Raw genomic sequence first — 14334 nt, 5'->3', positions numbered from 1 at the left:
AAATAGTAGCGTTGCGATTAGCCCGAAAGTTTCAATGCGGGCAGTGCGCCTACAACTTGCATTGCCTTTTTGGGTCATAAATCTCGATCGCCTCTGCCTTACGACCTACGCCGAGAAAGGGTTTGAGCAGCCCGATTTCCTGATGTACAGTCGTAACTGTTTGCAAAAGTATTCATTTCTGGGTCACGATGCGGAGTTAGTTTTGAAAAGTCTTCCACTACATGCCGCTTTGCTGGTCGCCGTAGGTGTGCTGGTCCAGGGCTGTGCGCCGCTGGCACCGGGCTTCCGTTCCGCAAGCAATGACGCGTCGAAATCCGTGTCGCCCGCGGGCTTCTCGACGTCCACCATCGATCCGCCGCCTCCGGGCGCTCTCATCGAGATCACGCCCGATTTGATTCAGGCGCAGCGCGCGGCCACCCTCGAGACCAAGCTCGGTCCCGACGTGATGGCCTTGCTCGGGCAGGCCGGGCCCTACCGCATCGGGATCGGCGATGTCGTGGGGATCGTGGTATTCGATCATCCGGAGATGGTGTTCAGCACCGTCCCGGCGACCACGGTGGCCGATCCGGCCAGCGTTTCGCCGGCGCCGGGCTACATCGTGTCGAACACCGGACACTTGAGCTTCCCCTACGTGGGCAAGCTGAACGTGGTCGGCATGACCATCCAGGAGTTGGAAGAAGCCGTCGTGCAGCGGCTGTCGCGCGTCTTCAAGAATCCGCAGCTCAGCGTGCGCGTCGAGGCTTTCCGGAGCAAGCGTGCCTACATGGAAGGCGAAGTGCGCACGCCCGGCCTGCAGGTGTTCACGGACATTCCGATGACGCTTTCCGAGGCGCTCAATCGTGCGGGCGGCGTGGCTCCGAGCGGCGACCGAACCTCCGTGAACCTCACGCGCGACGGAAAGACGACGCGCATCGACCTGATCGCCATGGCCGACGCCGGCATCGATCCCAGCCGCATCCCGCTCAAGACCGGCGACATGATCTATGTGCGCAATCGCGACGAGAGCAAGGTCACAGTGATGGGTGAAGTGACGCAGCAGATGGGCGTCATGCTGCGCAGCGGCCGGCTGAGCCTGAATGACGCGCTGATCGAAGTCGGGGGCCTCAACCTGACCACCGCCAACCCGATTCAGATCTACGTGATCCGCAACGAGGCGAAGGGCCAGTCGATCTTCCACCTCGACGCGCGCACGCCGACGGCCATCGCGATGGCGGATGGTTTCGCGCTGAAGCCCAAGGACGTGGTGTACGTCGATCCCGTCCCGCTGGTTCAGTGGAACCGCGTGCTGAACCTCGTTCTCCCGACCGCCACGACCGCGATCACCTATCGCCAGCTGGGTTCGCCAGTTTCCGGACAGTAGAGATCGTGACCATCCGGAACGTCCTCGTCGTGTGCCTCGGAAACATCTGTCGCAGCCCGATGGCGCAAGGCCTTCTTGCCGCGGCCTTGCCGGACGCGCAGGTCAGTTCCGCGGGCCTGGAGGCGCTGGTCGGGAGCAAGGCAGATCCGATCGCCTGCGAATTGATGGACGAGCGCGGCCTCAGCCTCGCAAGCCATCGTGCGCGCCAGATCAGTCTCGACCTGTGCCAGAGAGCCGATCTGATCCTGGTGATGGACCATGAGCAGCGGCGCACGGTCGAGGAGCGCTACGTCTTTGCTGCCGGCAAGGTGTTTCGTCTGTGCGAGTTCAGCGACCAGGACGTGCCTGACCCCTACCGCGCGGGCCGCACGGCTTTCAGCCAGTCCTTTTCGCTCATAGAAGACGGCGCCCAGGAATGGGTCAAACGCATATCAAGAGTATCCAGTCGATGACCTCCACTCTCACACCACCCAAAGCCAGTCCCAGTTCTTTCGGCACGACGGACGAGGAGGATCTCAACCTCGGGCACTACCTCGAGGTCCTGACGGCGAACAAGTGGTTGATTGCTGCCGTCACCCTCGTCGTGTTCGCGATCGGCGTCGCCTATGCGTTGCTGCAGCGGCCGATCTACGAGGGGAACCTTGTCGTCCAGGTCGAGGATACGGACGCCGGCGGCAAGGGCATCCTGAGCGAAGCCGGCGGGCTGGTCGACGTCAAGACACCCGCGAGCGCGGAGATCGAGATTCTTCGTTCGCGCATGATCGCGGGCCAAGCGGTGGAGGCCACCAAGCTCTACATCACGGCCAATCCGCGCTACGTCCCGTACGTCGGCGGCTGGATGGCGCGGCGCGCGACCGGCCTGTCGGACCCGGGATTCCTGTGGCTCGACGGCTACGTGTCGGGCACGGAGCAGATCGCGGTGTCCGAATTCAACGTGCCTGTCCAAATGGAGGGTTCGCTCTTCATCGTGACCGCCCAGGAGGCCGGGAAGTACACGCTTTCGTCCCCGGGCCTGCCCGAGCCGCTGACCGGGACGGTTGGCACGCTCCTGAAGGCGAATGTCGGCAAGGGAAGCATCGAGCTGCTGGTGACCGAGCTCGCCGGCAAGCCGGGTGCGCAGTTCAACCTCGTGCGCTCCGCCAAGCTGCCGACCACTATCGCCCTGCAGTCCAGCCTCGCCCTGGCCGAGCGTGGCAAGGCGTCCGGCATCATCAGCGTGTCACTGCAGGACGGGGATCCCTACAAGCTCACACGCTTGCTGAACGCGGTCGGTGAGCAATACGTCAAGCAGAACATCGAGCGCAAGGCGGCAGAGGCGCAGAAGACCCTGGCGTTCCTCGACGTCCAGCTTCCGCAGTTCAAGCGCCAGGTGGAGGCCTCCGAGGACGCCTACAACCGCTTTCGCATGGAGAAGGGCACCGTGACCATCGGGGAGGAGGCCACGCTGGTCCTGGGGCAGGCAGTCGATCGCCAGACGAAGCTGCTCGAAGCCGAGCAACGCCGGCGCGAACTGGAAAGCCGGTTCACCGTGAATCACCCCACCATCCAGACCCTGGACTCGCAGATCGCCGCCTTGAAGGTGGACATGGGCGGCATCCAGGCGCGGATCAAGAACCTGCCCGCGCTTCAGCAGGAGGCTGTGCGCATGGAGCGCGACGTGAAGGTGAACACGGAACTCTACCAGTCGCTGCTCAACAACGCGCTGCAACTGCGGCTGGTGAAGGAAGGCAAGGTCGGCAATGTCCGTGTGCTGGATGAAGCCATCCTTCCGACCTATCCCGTCAAGCCGAACCGGAAGGTCATCATCGGTGCCGCATTGGCCCTGGGCTTGTTCCTGGGCGTCGCCGCCGCCTTCCTGCGCAACGCCTTCGTCGAGCGGCGGCTTCGCGATCCGCACGAAGTCGAGGCCGAGTGTGGACTGCCGGTCTTCTCCACGATCCCGCTGAGTGCGGCGCAGGACGCGATCTCCAAGCGGCGGCTCAGCGGCGCCACCGGCGTCAGGCTGCTGGCCATCGAGCATCCGGACGATCCCGCCGTGGAAAGCCTGCGAAGCCTGCGCACCGCCATGCAGTTCGCGATGCTGGAGGCTCCGAACAACCGGGTCCTGATCACCGGCCCCACGCCGGGCGTCGGCAAGAGCTTCGTGACGGCGAACTTCGCCGCGCTGATGGCGGCAGCCGGTCGGAAGACGCTGTTGATCGACGCCGACCTCCGGCGCGGCCACACGCACCAGTACTTCGGGCTGCAGCGCCATGGCGGCCTGTCGGAGCTGATTGCGGGCAGCTTGACGGTGCAGCAGACTGTTCACCGCCAAGTGGTGCCCAATCTCGATTTCCTGGCCACCGGCCAATTGCCTCCGAATCCTGCGGAACTGCTGGTGTCCGACTCGTTCAAGTCGGCGCTGGAGAAGCTGTCAGGGCAGTACGACCTTGTCGTCATCGACACCCCTCCGGTGTTGGTCGCCGCCGACACCAGCACGGTCGCGACGCATGCGGGTACGGTGCTGCTGGTTGCGCGCGCCGATCTGTCGACCATGGGCGAACTGAAGGAGAGCACGCGACGGCTCGTGATGAGCGGCAAGACGGCCACAGGCGTACTGCTCAATGCGATGAACGTCGGGCGTCGTGGGTACGCGGCGTATAAGTACGGCAGGTATCGCTATACCAACTACAACTACGAGAGCATCCTGCCCGAAGAACAATAGGCAAGCCCCCAGGCTTGCTCACTTCGTGTAGCCGCCCACCCCCTGCCGGGGCAACACCAGCGGCCCGGCGGAGCCGGTTCCGCGGTGTTCCACGAAGGGCTCACGAAGGGGCTTGGCTACGCCGGCCCTGGGGTTCCACTTGAGTGATGCAGGCTTCCAGGTCGCGTTCGAACTGCGCTAGCACGGCGTTGCGGTCGAAGCGTTCTTCGGCGTAGCTACGGGCCCGGGCTCCGAGGTCGCGGCGCAGGTCTGGCTGGGATGCCAGGGTCATGACGGCGCCGGCGAAGGCCTTGGCGTCGTCTGGGGGGACGGCGATGCCGCATTGGGCTGTGACCTTGCCGAGTTCGGTTTCGGCGCGGGCGCCGGCGACGACCGGACGGCCGCTGCTCAGCATGCCGGTGAGCTTGGAGGGCATTACGAGGTCGGCGGCGTCGGCGCGCTGGGGCAAGAGATGAATGTCTGCAAGACCCAGCAGGTCGCCCAGGCGGTCGACGGGTTGCAGGTCCAGAAAGCGTACGTTTTCAAGTCCCTCACAGCGCTTCATCAGGTCGGCGCGGCCGGCGCCGTTGCCGCAGAAGACGAACTCCAGCTTCGGCTGGTCGCGAAGCATGAGGGCGGTCTCGGCCAGGAGTTCCAGACCCTGCTTGGCGCCCATGTTGCCGGAATAGAGCGCGACCACGGCGTCGGAAGCGATGCCGAGTTCAGCGCGATAGGGGCTGTCGGCGCGCAGCGGCTGGATGGCGGATACGTCGGCCCAGTTGGGCAGCGAGACCAGTCTGGCGTCCTCGGTGCCCTTGGTGCTGGCGCGTTCCATCATGCGCAGCGAGATGGTCGAGATGCGGTCGAAGCGGCGCATCAGGCCACGCTCGACGGCCGCGACGAGCGAACGCAGGCGCGCACCTTTGAGGAGGCCGAGTTCGAAGGCTGCATCCACTTCATAGTCCTGGATGTGCAGCCATGCCTTGGCCGCACGCAGGCGCGCGAACGCGAGTGCGGCCGGCGAGCAGAACAAGGGCGGCTCGGTCACCCACACGACGTCGGGCTTCCAACGCCATTGCGCGAGCAGCGCCGGAATGCTGGTCAGCGCGAAGCTGGCCAGATGGAGGAGGCGGCGGGCGCCCGTCACCTTGCGTGGCACCCACAGCGGCGTGCGGATCACAGTGGCGCCGTGCCATGTCTCGGTGGCGTAGCGCGAAGCGCTGTAGCCGGGCCAGACGGCCCAGTCCGGGTAGTAGGGCGGGGCGGTGACGACGCGCACCTCATGCCCCTGCGCGACCAGCCAGGCAACCATTTCGCCCGTGTACTTGCCGATGCCGGTGAGCTCTGGCGCGAAATTGATTCCGTAGACGAGGAGCTTCATGAGGCCTTCAGACAGTGTTGTGGCGCCGGCTCGGCGCGCTTTGCGGACCTTGAAGTGGGCCGAAGCGCGAGGCCCCGGGAGAATGGTCTCCGATGATCTGGACGAGTGTCTCGGCGACCTGCCTGACCTGAAAGCGATATTGAAAGCAGCGCAGCGCCGCGATGCGCATGGCAGCTACTTCCGAACGCGGCAGCGCCAGCCAGCGTTGCAGGGTGTCGACGGTCGCTTCGAGCGTGTCGTCGCCGACCAGACCCGCGCCGTCTTCGGCGATCTCGCGCCAGATGTTCACTTTGTCGCTGATCAGGACCGGCTTGCCGCAGGCAAGCGCTTCCACCACGGCGATGCCGAAGTTTTCCTGGTGAGAGGGCAGGCAGAAGGCGTCGGCGGCGTAGAAGGCGCCCCATTTCATGTCGCCGGCCAGCATCCCCGTCCATGTGATGTGCGACGCGATGCCCAATTGCTCGGCGCGGCTCTTGAGCTGCTGCACGAGAGCTTCCTCGCCGGGGCCGGCCATCACGAGCCGCAGGTCCGGACTGTCACCCAGCACGCGGGCAAACGCTTCGACCAGCAGGTCGCCACCCTTCTTTTCGTGGACGCGGCCAAGATAGAGCAGCAGGCGCTTGTCCTTCAGCTCGGGGAACGCCGACAGGAAGGTAGACGCCAGTTCCCGCGCATTCGATGGCGGAGATGAGGTGCCGTAGGAGCCCACGACTTCCCGCGCGCGATACAGCCAGAAGGATTGGCGCGCCAGCACGCGTTCCTCCTCGCAGGTGAAGATCACCGCGGCCGCATCGCGCAGCACCCGGTATTCGCCCCAGGGCCAGTACAGCCACTTCTTCAGGTGCTTGAGCGGATAGCGCCGCTTGAACCACGGATCGAGCATCCCGTGCGTGTAGACGAAGTAGGGCGTGACGGACTGGCCCAGCGCCCGCCATGTGGCGAAGCCGGGATACTGCCAGAGGCCGTTGACGATCACGGCGTCATAGTCGGACGCATGCTCGCGCAGCCAGCCGACGACGTTCCGGTTGTAGTGATAGCTGGTGGAAGATGGCCCCAGCGCATGGATCGGCGCCGGACAGTCGTGCACGAACTGCGCCGAGGGATCGTCCAGAGACAGGAGTTCGCTGCCATGGCCCAGGCCGACGAGCGCTTCGTGGATTCTCAGGACGCCCTCGATCGGGCCGCCTCCACGCGGGTCCACCGACGTGATCAGGTGAAGGAGCCTCACGTCGCCGCGCTTCGAGGGGGGAAGAATTCCATCTTCGGGAACCTGAAGACGAGCAACCCGAAAGCCAGCAGGAGGCCCAGCAGCCCATGGGCGGAGATCTGGCCCACTGCCGACCATGTGAGGATGGCCAGAGACACGGTCATCCAGAGCAGAATCGGGTACACGGAGCGTTGCCTGTAGGCGAGGCGCACGCTCTTGCCGACGCCGATGGACAGGACCACGAGCTTGAGCGCCGTGAACAGGTAGCCGATGAGGCCGCCTTCCAGCAGGATCCGGCTAGCCTCGACTTCGGCCAGCGCAAAGTAGGTGGAGTCGCCGGTGCGCACATAGGTGGCCAGGTTGGAGCCCAGGCCGAGCCCGTACCCGAGCCAAGTGATCTTATCGTAGGTGTACGGCTCTCCGATGAAGATGTGGAGCAGTCGCTCCCAGAAATCCTCGACCTCAGAGGCCTGCTCGAATCGCTGGCCGGTGACTTCGATGGCACCGCTGAACGCGTAGAGGAGCAATGCCACCAGGATCATGCCGAAGAAGATGGCAATGGCCGCCCTGACTTTCCCCTTGCCCTTCGCCAGCCAGAGCCTTCCCGCAAAGTAGGTTGCCACCATCAGCCCCGAGTAGATAACGGCAGCGCGTGAGCCGCTGACCACGCTGGCGACGACCAAGCACCCGAAGACTGCCGTCACGAACAAGAACTGCAGCCGGGTCCTCTTCCTCGCGCCGACGAGCGCGAGGACGAGAGGCGCCAGGAGCGCGATGAAGGTGGTGTAGCCGAGCGTGAAACTGAACGTCCCCGTCGTGCGGACCACGCCGGCCACGGCGACGAAAACCCCTTCCTCGTCTGTACTTTCCGTCTGCGCATTGATGCGCGCGCCCGGCGGCGAAAAGTGCTGCAGCACCGAGAGCGGCGCCATCACGAGAAGGGTGCCGGCCGCCACCAGAATGGCAGCGCGGTAGTCGGCTTCGGTCATCGCCGCAGCCGCCGCGACGCCGAACCAGATGTAGAGCAGCCAGAAGCGCAGGCCGATCAGCAGTACTGTTGGTGAACTCTCTCCACCGACGAGTTGCAGCAGGCCCCATCCCACGACCACGCACGACCATCCCAGCAGCGGTGTGGTGACGCGTTTCTGCCGCCGCAGGGCCCCGCTGTTCCACGCGTAGAAGATCACGTAGATCGCGATCAGATCGCGCACCAAGATCAGCGGCAAGGTCGCCGACGAAAGCACCCACTTGCGGACCGCCCCCTCCAGCACCACGATCAGGAAGACCGCGATGAACGCATAGCCGGCACGACTCAGCGAGGTGCGATGGCTCAACGTGCGTGGAAAGTGCGCCGCGGTGGTGCTCATTGCACGAACTCCTCCAGGAGCTGGCCTGCGCGGGAGCGGTAGTTGGCCCATGAGAAGGCCTGCCCCGATTGCATCGCGGCCGGCCGCGCCGCCTGCAGCAGTTGGGGGTTCTGGATGAGCTGGCGCACCGTGGCGCAGAGTGCGTCCACGTTGGGTTCGACGATCCAGCCGCTTCCCGGGTTGGCCTCGACCAGTGCCTTGGCGCCAGTATTCGTCGACACGATGGCCGGCGTGCCGCAGGCCATGGCTTCGGCGACGACCATGCCGAAGGACTCTGAACGGGAGGGCAGCAGCAGGCAGTCCGCCTGGGCCAGTACCGCGTACAGCTCCTTCTGCGGCGCATGGGGCCTGTGGCGTGCATTGGGTGTCGCCGCGATCGCGTCCCCGAGGCTCGGCTCGCTGATGCCGCCCATGAATTCCAGGTCGTACGAGAGGCCTTCCGCATGCAGCCGCTGGAACGCGTCGGTGATCAGGTCGGCCGACTTGCGGCGGCTCAGCGTGCCCGCGTAAACGAACCGCGGGCTGCCCTGGTGCGGCTGCCAGGTCGGGACCTGGGCAGGCGGTTCAGCGCCCAGCAGCAGGGGGCGCAGCTTATCGCGCGCGACGCCGTTCCTCACGTAGCTTTCCGCCGCCAGCGGCGAGCAGGTGAGGATCAGGTCGGCCATCTCGACCTCTTCGTCCTTGCGCCGGTTGATCTCGGGCGTGTAGGGCGTGTTGGGGTCGGCGTACAGCTCGATCAATGTCCGGTGGTGGAACGCGGCGGCATCCAGCACGCACCGCGCGCCGATCGCCTTAGCGGCCTTGAAGGTGTGATATGCCGCGTTTTCATAAGCGACCACAACCTTCGGCTTGAACCTCAGGATGTGCCGGGCGGCCCATGCATCGAACCAATGGAAGATGCGATGCGTCGTGTCGGAGCTTGTCCGGCTATGGCTCATCGAACCCGCCACGCGCAACGCAACCTGGAAGCGCGCCGGATGACGGCGCAGCGCCGCCGGAATATCGACGTGGCGAACCTTCTGTCGGTATTTTCCCGGCAGCCACCATGGCGGCGGCTCGCCTTGCGCGGCCACGGGCACGCCAGACCAGAAGGACTGCAGCAGCGACCTCTCATGGAGGGCCAGGGCGAGCTGGTGCGAGTGCTGCAGCCCGGGATGGGTGACGAGGATGGATTTCATGGTCATGGTCGTGGTCCTGAGCCCGCCTCGCCCTGCAGAGGCGGCGTCGCCGGCGGGCGGATTCCCTTGTCGTGACCGGTCCACGCCTCGTAGGCGGGAAGCAGCGAAACGGGGTCGTAGCAAAGATCGGGCGGACGGGCGTTCAGCCGGATCGTTGCGGGGTTGCCCGTGGCTACCGCGAGCGGGGGGACATCCTTTGCGACCACCGCGCCCGCGCCGACGACGGCGCCATAGCCGATCCTGACGCCGGGCAGGATCGTCGCGCCGACGGCGATCCATGCGTAGTCCTCGATGTGGATCGGCTTCTTGAAGAGCCGCCAGCCCGGGTCTCCCACATGGTGGCTGGCGGTCAGGATGGTGACCCGGTCGTTGATGACGACGCGCGAGCCGATGGTGACGGTGTCGAGCGCGACGATCTCCGTCGAGCCCGAGATGAAGGTGTGCTCGCCGACGCGCAGGTTCGAGGCCGGTCCCTTGAGGTCGAAGCGGTCGAGGATGGACAGCGCGCCCACCTCGACGCCGCGCGCGCGAAAGTGGCGGCGATTCCTCAGGATCTTCAGCAAGGCGCGGAAGTTCAGGGCCCGCTTCGCCCACACCACGAGCCAGCGCCGCGACCCTCGTTCGGGGCGCTCGCGCGAGATCCAGAGAAAGCGGATGTCGTTCACCTTCGAGCCTCGGAGATCAGCGTGCGAAGCGCGGTGACATGGGCATTCACGCAGTGTGGCTCATACCACTGGCGCGCGGCGAGTCCGACGGAGCGCGAATCGATGTCGGACGCCTCCAACGCATCGAAACCGGCCGCGTAGTGAACGTTCGCCGTCAGGCCGTCGTGCGCCCCGTAGTCCTGCCAGAGCAGGATGGGGCAGATGCCATGGGCGCTGTATGCGGCGAAGACGCCGCTCTTGGAGACGTAGTCCGTCGGATACGACAGGGCGCCATAGGTCGCGCTGGACAGTGCGCGGCTGACATCCTCGGCCGACAGCTTTCCATGCGTGACGACACCTTCCTGCGCGAGGCGCTGTGCCAGCACGCCGTCGGACATGGCCGGCCCGATGTCGTGGATCTCGAGTCCTTTTCGCTTGGCGCAGCGGAAGATCTCGCCGTCGCCCCATTGATAGACATTGGCCCGCACCCCGGAGCTGCCGAAGACGACCAGCCGAGGTTCCCTGTCCAGATCGACCGCAGGAGGCTCGCCCACGTTGGAAAACACCGGAAGCACGCGATGAGGCGCGGCCTGGGATTGATTCAGCAGCCAACGGCCGGACTCTTCCCGATTGGTGAGCCAGAAATCGGAGAGCACGAGCAGTTGCTTGGCGATCCGCTTCTGATAGCCGTTGAGCCAGAACGCCGAACCCAGCGGAGAACCCGCCGGCGCGAAGAGTTCGTGAAACACGATTCCGAAGGCCTTGAACTGGGTGCGCAGGCTGCGGACCTTCCGGACCAGCCAGACCGGCACGCCGCGCTTCTCGAATCCGTAGCCGCTGAAATGCAGCAGCAGGAAATCGCCGGACAGGGTTGAGGTGTCCGTCGTGGGCGTCAGCTCCAGCAGCGGCGTGTGGAGTGGGCCTCCGACGGTCGTCGCGTAGTCCCGCACGCCGCCGGTGCCCGGCGGGATGAGGGAAATGGAGGCTGCGTGCATGCTCGACATCACGACGGGGAGGGGCGCGCCCCTCAAGCGACAAGTTCTTCGCTGCAGAAATCTTCGTACGCGAGCACAATTCCCGCGCGCAGGGAAACCCTCGGCTTCCAGCCGAGTTCGCGGATGCAGGAAATATCGAGCAGCTTGCGCGGCGCTCCGTCCGGCTTGCTGGTGTCGAAGTGGATCGCGCCGCGGTAGCCCACCACGTCGCTCACCGTCTGTGCAAGTTCGGCGATCGAAAGGTCTTCACCGCTGCCGACGTTGATGTGGCTGGCCATGACGTCCGTATGGGCCGCATAGGTGTTCCGCGGAAGGTCCATGACGTGCACGCAGGCCCTTGCCATGTCGTCGACATAGAGGAACTCCCGCTTCGGTGAGCCCGTGCCCCAGATGACCACCGAGGGTGCGTCGCTGAGCTTCGCTTCGTGGAAGCGACGGATCATCGCCGGCAGCACGTGGCTGTTCTCGGGGTGATAGTTGTCGCCCGGCCCATACAGGTTGGTCGGCATCACGCTGCGGAAGTCGCAGCCGTACTGCCGGTTGTAGCTCTCGCAGAGCTTGATGCCGGCGATCTTCGCAACCGCATAGGGCTCGTTGGTGGGTTCCAGCTTGCCGGTCAGCAGCGCGTCTTCGGCCATGGGCTGCGGGGCCAGCCGCGGATAGATGCAGCTCGAACCCAGGAAGAGCAGCTTGCTCACGCCCGTGCGCCAGGACTCGTGGATCAGGTTCGCCTCGACCATCAGGTTCGAGTAGATGAACTCGGCCGGATAGCTGTTGTTGGCGTGAATGCCGCCCACTTTCGCGGCAGCCACATAGACCTCCTGGGGCCGTTCCTCGGCAAAGAAGGCGCGCACCTGGGCCTGGTCGGTCAGGTCGAGCTCCGCATGGGTCCTGGACACGATGTGGGTGTAACCCTTCTCGGCCAGGCACCGCACGATCGCGCTCCCAACCATGCCGCGGTGCCCCGCCACGAAGATTCGCTTCTGAAACTCGTTCATTGAACTACCGCGCTGGCTTGAGGTTGATGGGAGAGGTCGATCAGGCGAGTTTTCTTTCGCCTGCGGAAGGGGCGTCGTCGAGACGCACGATGTCGTCTTCGCCGAGGTATCCACCGGTCTGGACCTCGATCACTTCCAGGGTGGTCTTGCCGGCGTTCTCCAGCCGGTAGATCGCACCCACGGGGATGTAGATCGATTCGTTTTCCTTGACGAGCTGCGCCTTGTCGTCGCAGGTCACCTTGGCCGTGCCCTGGACGACGACCCAGTGTTCGGCGCGGTGGTGGTGCATGCGCAGCGCCAGTCGCGCGCCGGGCTTGACCGTCAGGCGCTTGACGGCGAAACGTTCGCCGTCGTCGATGCTGTCGTAGGCGCCCCACGGCCTTGGAACGCGCCGATGCCGCGTCGCCTGGCTGTGGCCGTGCGTGGTCAGCAAGGCGACCACGTCCTTGACCTGCTCTGCGCATTCGTTGTGCACGACCAGGAGCGCATCGGGCGTGTCGACAACCAGCAGATCCTTGGTGCCCAGGGCCACGACCGGGCGGCCGGGCGCATGGATGAAGGTGTTGGTGGCGCTCATCGCGAAGCCGTGGCCGCTGATGCGGTTGCCGTTGGCATCGGTGTCGTGCAGGTCGGCGACGGCATTCCAGCTGCCCACATCGCTCCACCGGCCCTGGAAGGGAATGACCGCGACGCGAGCGCATTTTTCGAGCACCGCGTAGTCGATGCTTTGGCTGCGGCAGCGCCCGAAGGCAGCGCCGTCCATGCGCATGAAATCGCCGTCAGCGTCGATCGTTGCAGTCGCAAGCTTGCAGGCGTCCAGGATGTCGCTCGCGTGCTCCTGAAGCGCCGCGATCAGCACCTTGGCCTGCACGAGAAGAATCCCGGCATTCCAGAGGTTTCCGCCTTCCAGTAGCAACTGTTCGGCACGGGCTGCATCCGGCTTCTCGATGAAGGCAGCGACCGCGTGGCCAGCTTCTTCGCCCAGTGCCGCGTCGAGCTTGTCGCCCTGACGGATGTAGCCGTAGGCCGTGCTCGGGAACGTCGGCTCGACGCCGAAGGTCACGAGATAACCCGCCAGCGCGGCAGGGATGCCTTTGAGGATCGTGGCGACGAAGCGCTCCGAATCCGGGATGTGATGGTCGGCAGGCGCGAAGAGCAGCAGGCGTTCGGGGTCGGTCAGCAGCGCGGTCGCGGCCATCGCAGCGGCCGTGTTCCGTGCCACCGGCTCCAGCAGTTGCTTGCCGCTCACCTGGGCTGCGTCGATGCCTTCCTGGACGAGAAAGCGATGCTCTTCAGCCGCGACGCAGGTCACCTCGGTGTTGAGCTGCCGCAACCGCTCGAGTGTGAGCAGGAGAAGGCTTTTGTTGCCGACCAGTGGAACGAATTGCTTGGGAAGGGTCTTGCGCGACAGCGGCCACAGTCTTGTGCCGCTGCCTCCACACAGGACGACGGGCTGGATCTGAGTCATCGCGAGCCCTCCCCCGTGGTGACGGCGCGGACCGTCCTCACGAGGATCTTGATGTCGAGCCATAGGGACCAGTTGCTGACGTATTCCACATCCAGTTCGACGCGGCGGGCGTACGACAAGCGATTGCGTCCGCTGACCTGCCACAGCCCCGTGATGCCGGGACGCATCGCGCAATAGTGCTCCCAACCCTTGCCGTAGAGACTGCGCTGGCGCTCCATGCAGGGGCGGGGCCCCACGATGCTCATGTCGCCCTTGAGCACATTCCAGAACTGGGGGAGCTCGTCGAGACTCAGCTTGCGGATGAACTGGCCGATCGGCGTAATCCGCGGATCCTTTTCCAGCTTCTGAAAGGTGTCCCATTCGGTGCGCGCCATGTCGTTGCGGCTCAGGAATTCGTCCAGCACGTCCTCGGAATTGCGGACCATCGAGCGGAACTTGTAGAAGCGAAACCGTTGGCCTCGTTCTCCGAGGCGGTTTTGCCAGAAGTGGACCGGCCGCCCCATGCTGACTGCAACGCCCAGCGCGACCAGCAAATAGAGGGGTCCGAAAACGACGAAGAAGACCAGCGCGCCCACGATGTCAAAGGTCCGCTTCGTGACGCGTTCGGCGAGGTTGAGCTTGCGCGGTTGCGCGTAAATGGGGGGCGAAGGAGGGCCACCACCTTCCGGGGGGAAGCGTCGGACCACGTTGCCATGTGCGGTCGAGTCTGAACGAAACATTTAAAAATCCCCCGTAACGGGTGCTGCCTCAATCAAGAGCGCGGCAGTGTAACGCTTTACTACTATTAGCAAGAATTTGAACATATGCTGCGGCCGCTGTGATGTCAACAAAAGCCGTACATCTTCCGCCAAACGGCCTAGGTCTTCTCCTCTGTAGGTATCTGCCTGGCCCACTTTGATGCACTGCAACATATCCACCCAAAGTGTAATCCTTTTGTATGACAACATGTTAACGTTAAACGCTCTGGGGGTGTTGTTTGCATACGCCGTTTGGCGATTTGTCACGAAAGCACGGATGTTTCCGATGGGCAACGCAGCATCTTCTCGCCGAGAT

Annotated in this window: 12 protein-coding genes; 3 read left to right on the top strand and 9 right to left on the bottom strand. The window is 64.7% G+C overall.

All coding sequences use genetic code 11. The features are described from left to right. Window positions 1-202: 202 nt before the first annotated feature. The 3 genes from QTI04_RS24555 to QTI04_RS24545 are packed head-to-tail and all read left to right on the top strand — an operon-like array spanning window position 203 to window position 4064. A complete protein-coding gene (locus QTI04_RS24555) occupies window positions 203-1360 on the top strand; it encodes a polysaccharide biosynthesis/export family protein (RefSeq protein ID WP_286599384.1) in 1158 nt (385 codons plus the stop codon). A gap of 11 nt (window positions 1361-1371) precedes the next feature. Further along, on the top strand, window positions 1372-1812 hold the full coding sequence (locus QTI04_RS24550; protein ID WP_286600067.1) for a low molecular weight protein-tyrosine-phosphatase: 441 nt from the start codon (window positions 1372-1374) through the stop codon (window positions 1810-1812). Continuing rightward, the gene (locus tag QTI04_RS24545; RefSeq protein ID WP_286617858.1) at window positions 1809-4064 is read left to right on the top strand and encodes a polysaccharide biosynthesis tyrosine autokinase; all 2256 of its coding nucleotides are present in this window, start codon (window positions 1809-1811) and stop codon (window positions 4062-4064) included. The genes QTI04_RS24550 and QTI04_RS24545 overlap by 4 nt, the downstream gene beginning before the upstream one ends. 100 nt (window positions 4065-4164) lie before the next feature. On the opposite strand, the gene QTI04_RS24540 is transcribed toward QTI04_RS24545, so the two are convergent. The 9 genes from QTI04_RS24540 to QTI04_RS24500 are packed head-to-tail and all read right to left on the bottom strand — an operon-like array spanning window position 4165 to window position 14000. Beyond that, window positions 4165-5424, bottom strand: coding sequence for a glycosyltransferase WbuB (locus QTI04_RS24540; protein ID WP_286617857.1), 1260 nt, complete (start codon window positions 5422-5424; stop codon window positions 4165-4167). 7 nt (window positions 5425-5431) lie between these two features. Continuing rightward, on the bottom strand, window positions 5432-6652 hold the full coding sequence (locus QTI04_RS24535) for a glycosyltransferase (protein WP_286617856.1): 1221 nt from the start codon (window positions 6650-6652) through the stop codon (window positions 5432-5434). Next, window positions 6649-7998: a hypothetical protein gene (locus QTI04_RS24530; RefSeq protein ID WP_286617855.1), complete on the bottom strand. Its 1350-nt coding sequence runs from the start codon at window positions 7996-7998 to the stop codon at window positions 6649-6651. The genes QTI04_RS24535 and QTI04_RS24530 overlap by 4 nt, the downstream gene beginning before the upstream one ends. Next, the gene (locus QTI04_RS24525) at window positions 7995-9182 is read right to left on the bottom strand and encodes a glycosyltransferase (protein ID WP_286617854.1); all 1188 of its coding nucleotides are present in this window, start codon (window positions 9180-9182) and stop codon (window positions 7995-7997) included. The genes QTI04_RS24530 and QTI04_RS24525 overlap by 4 nt, the downstream gene beginning before the upstream one ends. Continuing rightward, a complete protein-coding gene (locus tag QTI04_RS24520) occupies window positions 9179-9841 on the bottom strand; it encodes a hypothetical protein (protein WP_286617853.1) in 663 nt (220 codons plus the stop codon). Before QTI04_RS24520 ends, QTI04_RS24525 begins: the two co-directional genes overlap by 4 nt. Beyond that, window positions 9838-10815 carry a hypothetical protein gene (locus tag QTI04_RS24515; RefSeq protein ID WP_286617852.1) on the bottom strand — a complete coding sequence of 326 codons (978 nt, stop codon included), beginning with the start codon at window positions 10813-10815 and terminating at the stop codon, window positions 9838-9840. The genes QTI04_RS24520 and QTI04_RS24515 overlap by 4 nt, the downstream gene beginning before the upstream one ends. 32 nt (window positions 10816-10847) lie before the next feature. After that, complete coding sequence (locus tag QTI04_RS24510) at window positions 10848-11813, bottom strand: GDP-L-fucose synthase (protein WP_286599393.1); 966 nt, start codon at window positions 11811-11813, stop codon at window positions 10848-10850. Between the two features lie 40 nt (window positions 11814-11853). Then, entirely contained in the window at window positions 11854-13281 is a 1428-nt protein-coding gene (locus tag QTI04_RS24505; RefSeq protein ID WP_286599395.1) for a mannose-1-phosphate guanylyltransferase/mannose-6-phosphate isomerase, read from the bottom strand. Beyond that, entirely contained in the window at window positions 13278-14000 is a 723-nt protein-coding gene (locus QTI04_RS24500; RefSeq protein WP_286599396.1) for a sugar transferase, read from the bottom strand. Before QTI04_RS24500 ends, QTI04_RS24505 begins: the two co-directional genes overlap by 4 nt. Between the last annotated feature and the right edge of the window lie 334 nt (window positions 14001-14334).

Origin of the sequence: Variovorax sp. J22R115, assembly GCF_030317005.1 — a bacterium.
Classification (GTDB): domain Bacteria; phylum Pseudomonadota; class Gammaproteobacteria; order Burkholderiales; family Burkholderiaceae_C; genus Variovorax.
Note: the sequence above shows the minus strand (reverse complement) of the source record. Positions and strands in the feature narration are given on the sequence as shown.

Bases quoted from the DNA above. Each gene is read 5' to 3' on its own strand.
- QTI04_RS24545 (WP_286617858.1), top strand. From the start codon at position 1,809: ATGACCTCCACTCTCACACCACCCAAAGCCAGTCCCAGTTCTTTCGGC.
- QTI04_RS24540 (WP_286617857.1), bottom strand. From the start codon at position 5,424: ATGAAGCTCCTCGTCTACGGAATCAATTTCGCGCCAGAGCTCACCGGC.
- QTI04_RS24530 (WP_286617855.1), bottom strand. From the start codon at position 7,998: ATGAGCACCACCGCGGCGCACTTTCCACGCACGTTGAGCCATCGCACC.
- QTI04_RS24525 (WP_286617854.1), bottom strand. From the start codon at position 9,182: ATGACCATGAAATCCATCCTCGTCACCCATCCCGGGCTGCAGCACTCG.
- QTI04_RS24515 (WP_286617852.1), bottom strand. From the start codon at position 10,815: ATGCACGCAGCCTCCATTTCCCTCATCCCGCCGGGCACCGGCGGCGTG.
- QTI04_RS24510 (WP_286599393.1), bottom strand. From the start codon at position 11,813: ATGAACGAGTTTCAGAAGCGAATCTTCGTGGCGGGGCACCGCGGCATG.
- QTI04_RS24505 (WP_286599395.1), bottom strand. From the start codon at position 13,281: ATGACTCAGATCCAGCCCGTCGTCCTGTGTGGAGGCAGCGGCACAAGA.
- QTI04_RS24500 (WP_286599396.1), bottom strand. From the start codon at position 14,000: ATGTTTCGTTCAGACTCGACCGCACATGGCAACGTGGTCCGACGCTTC.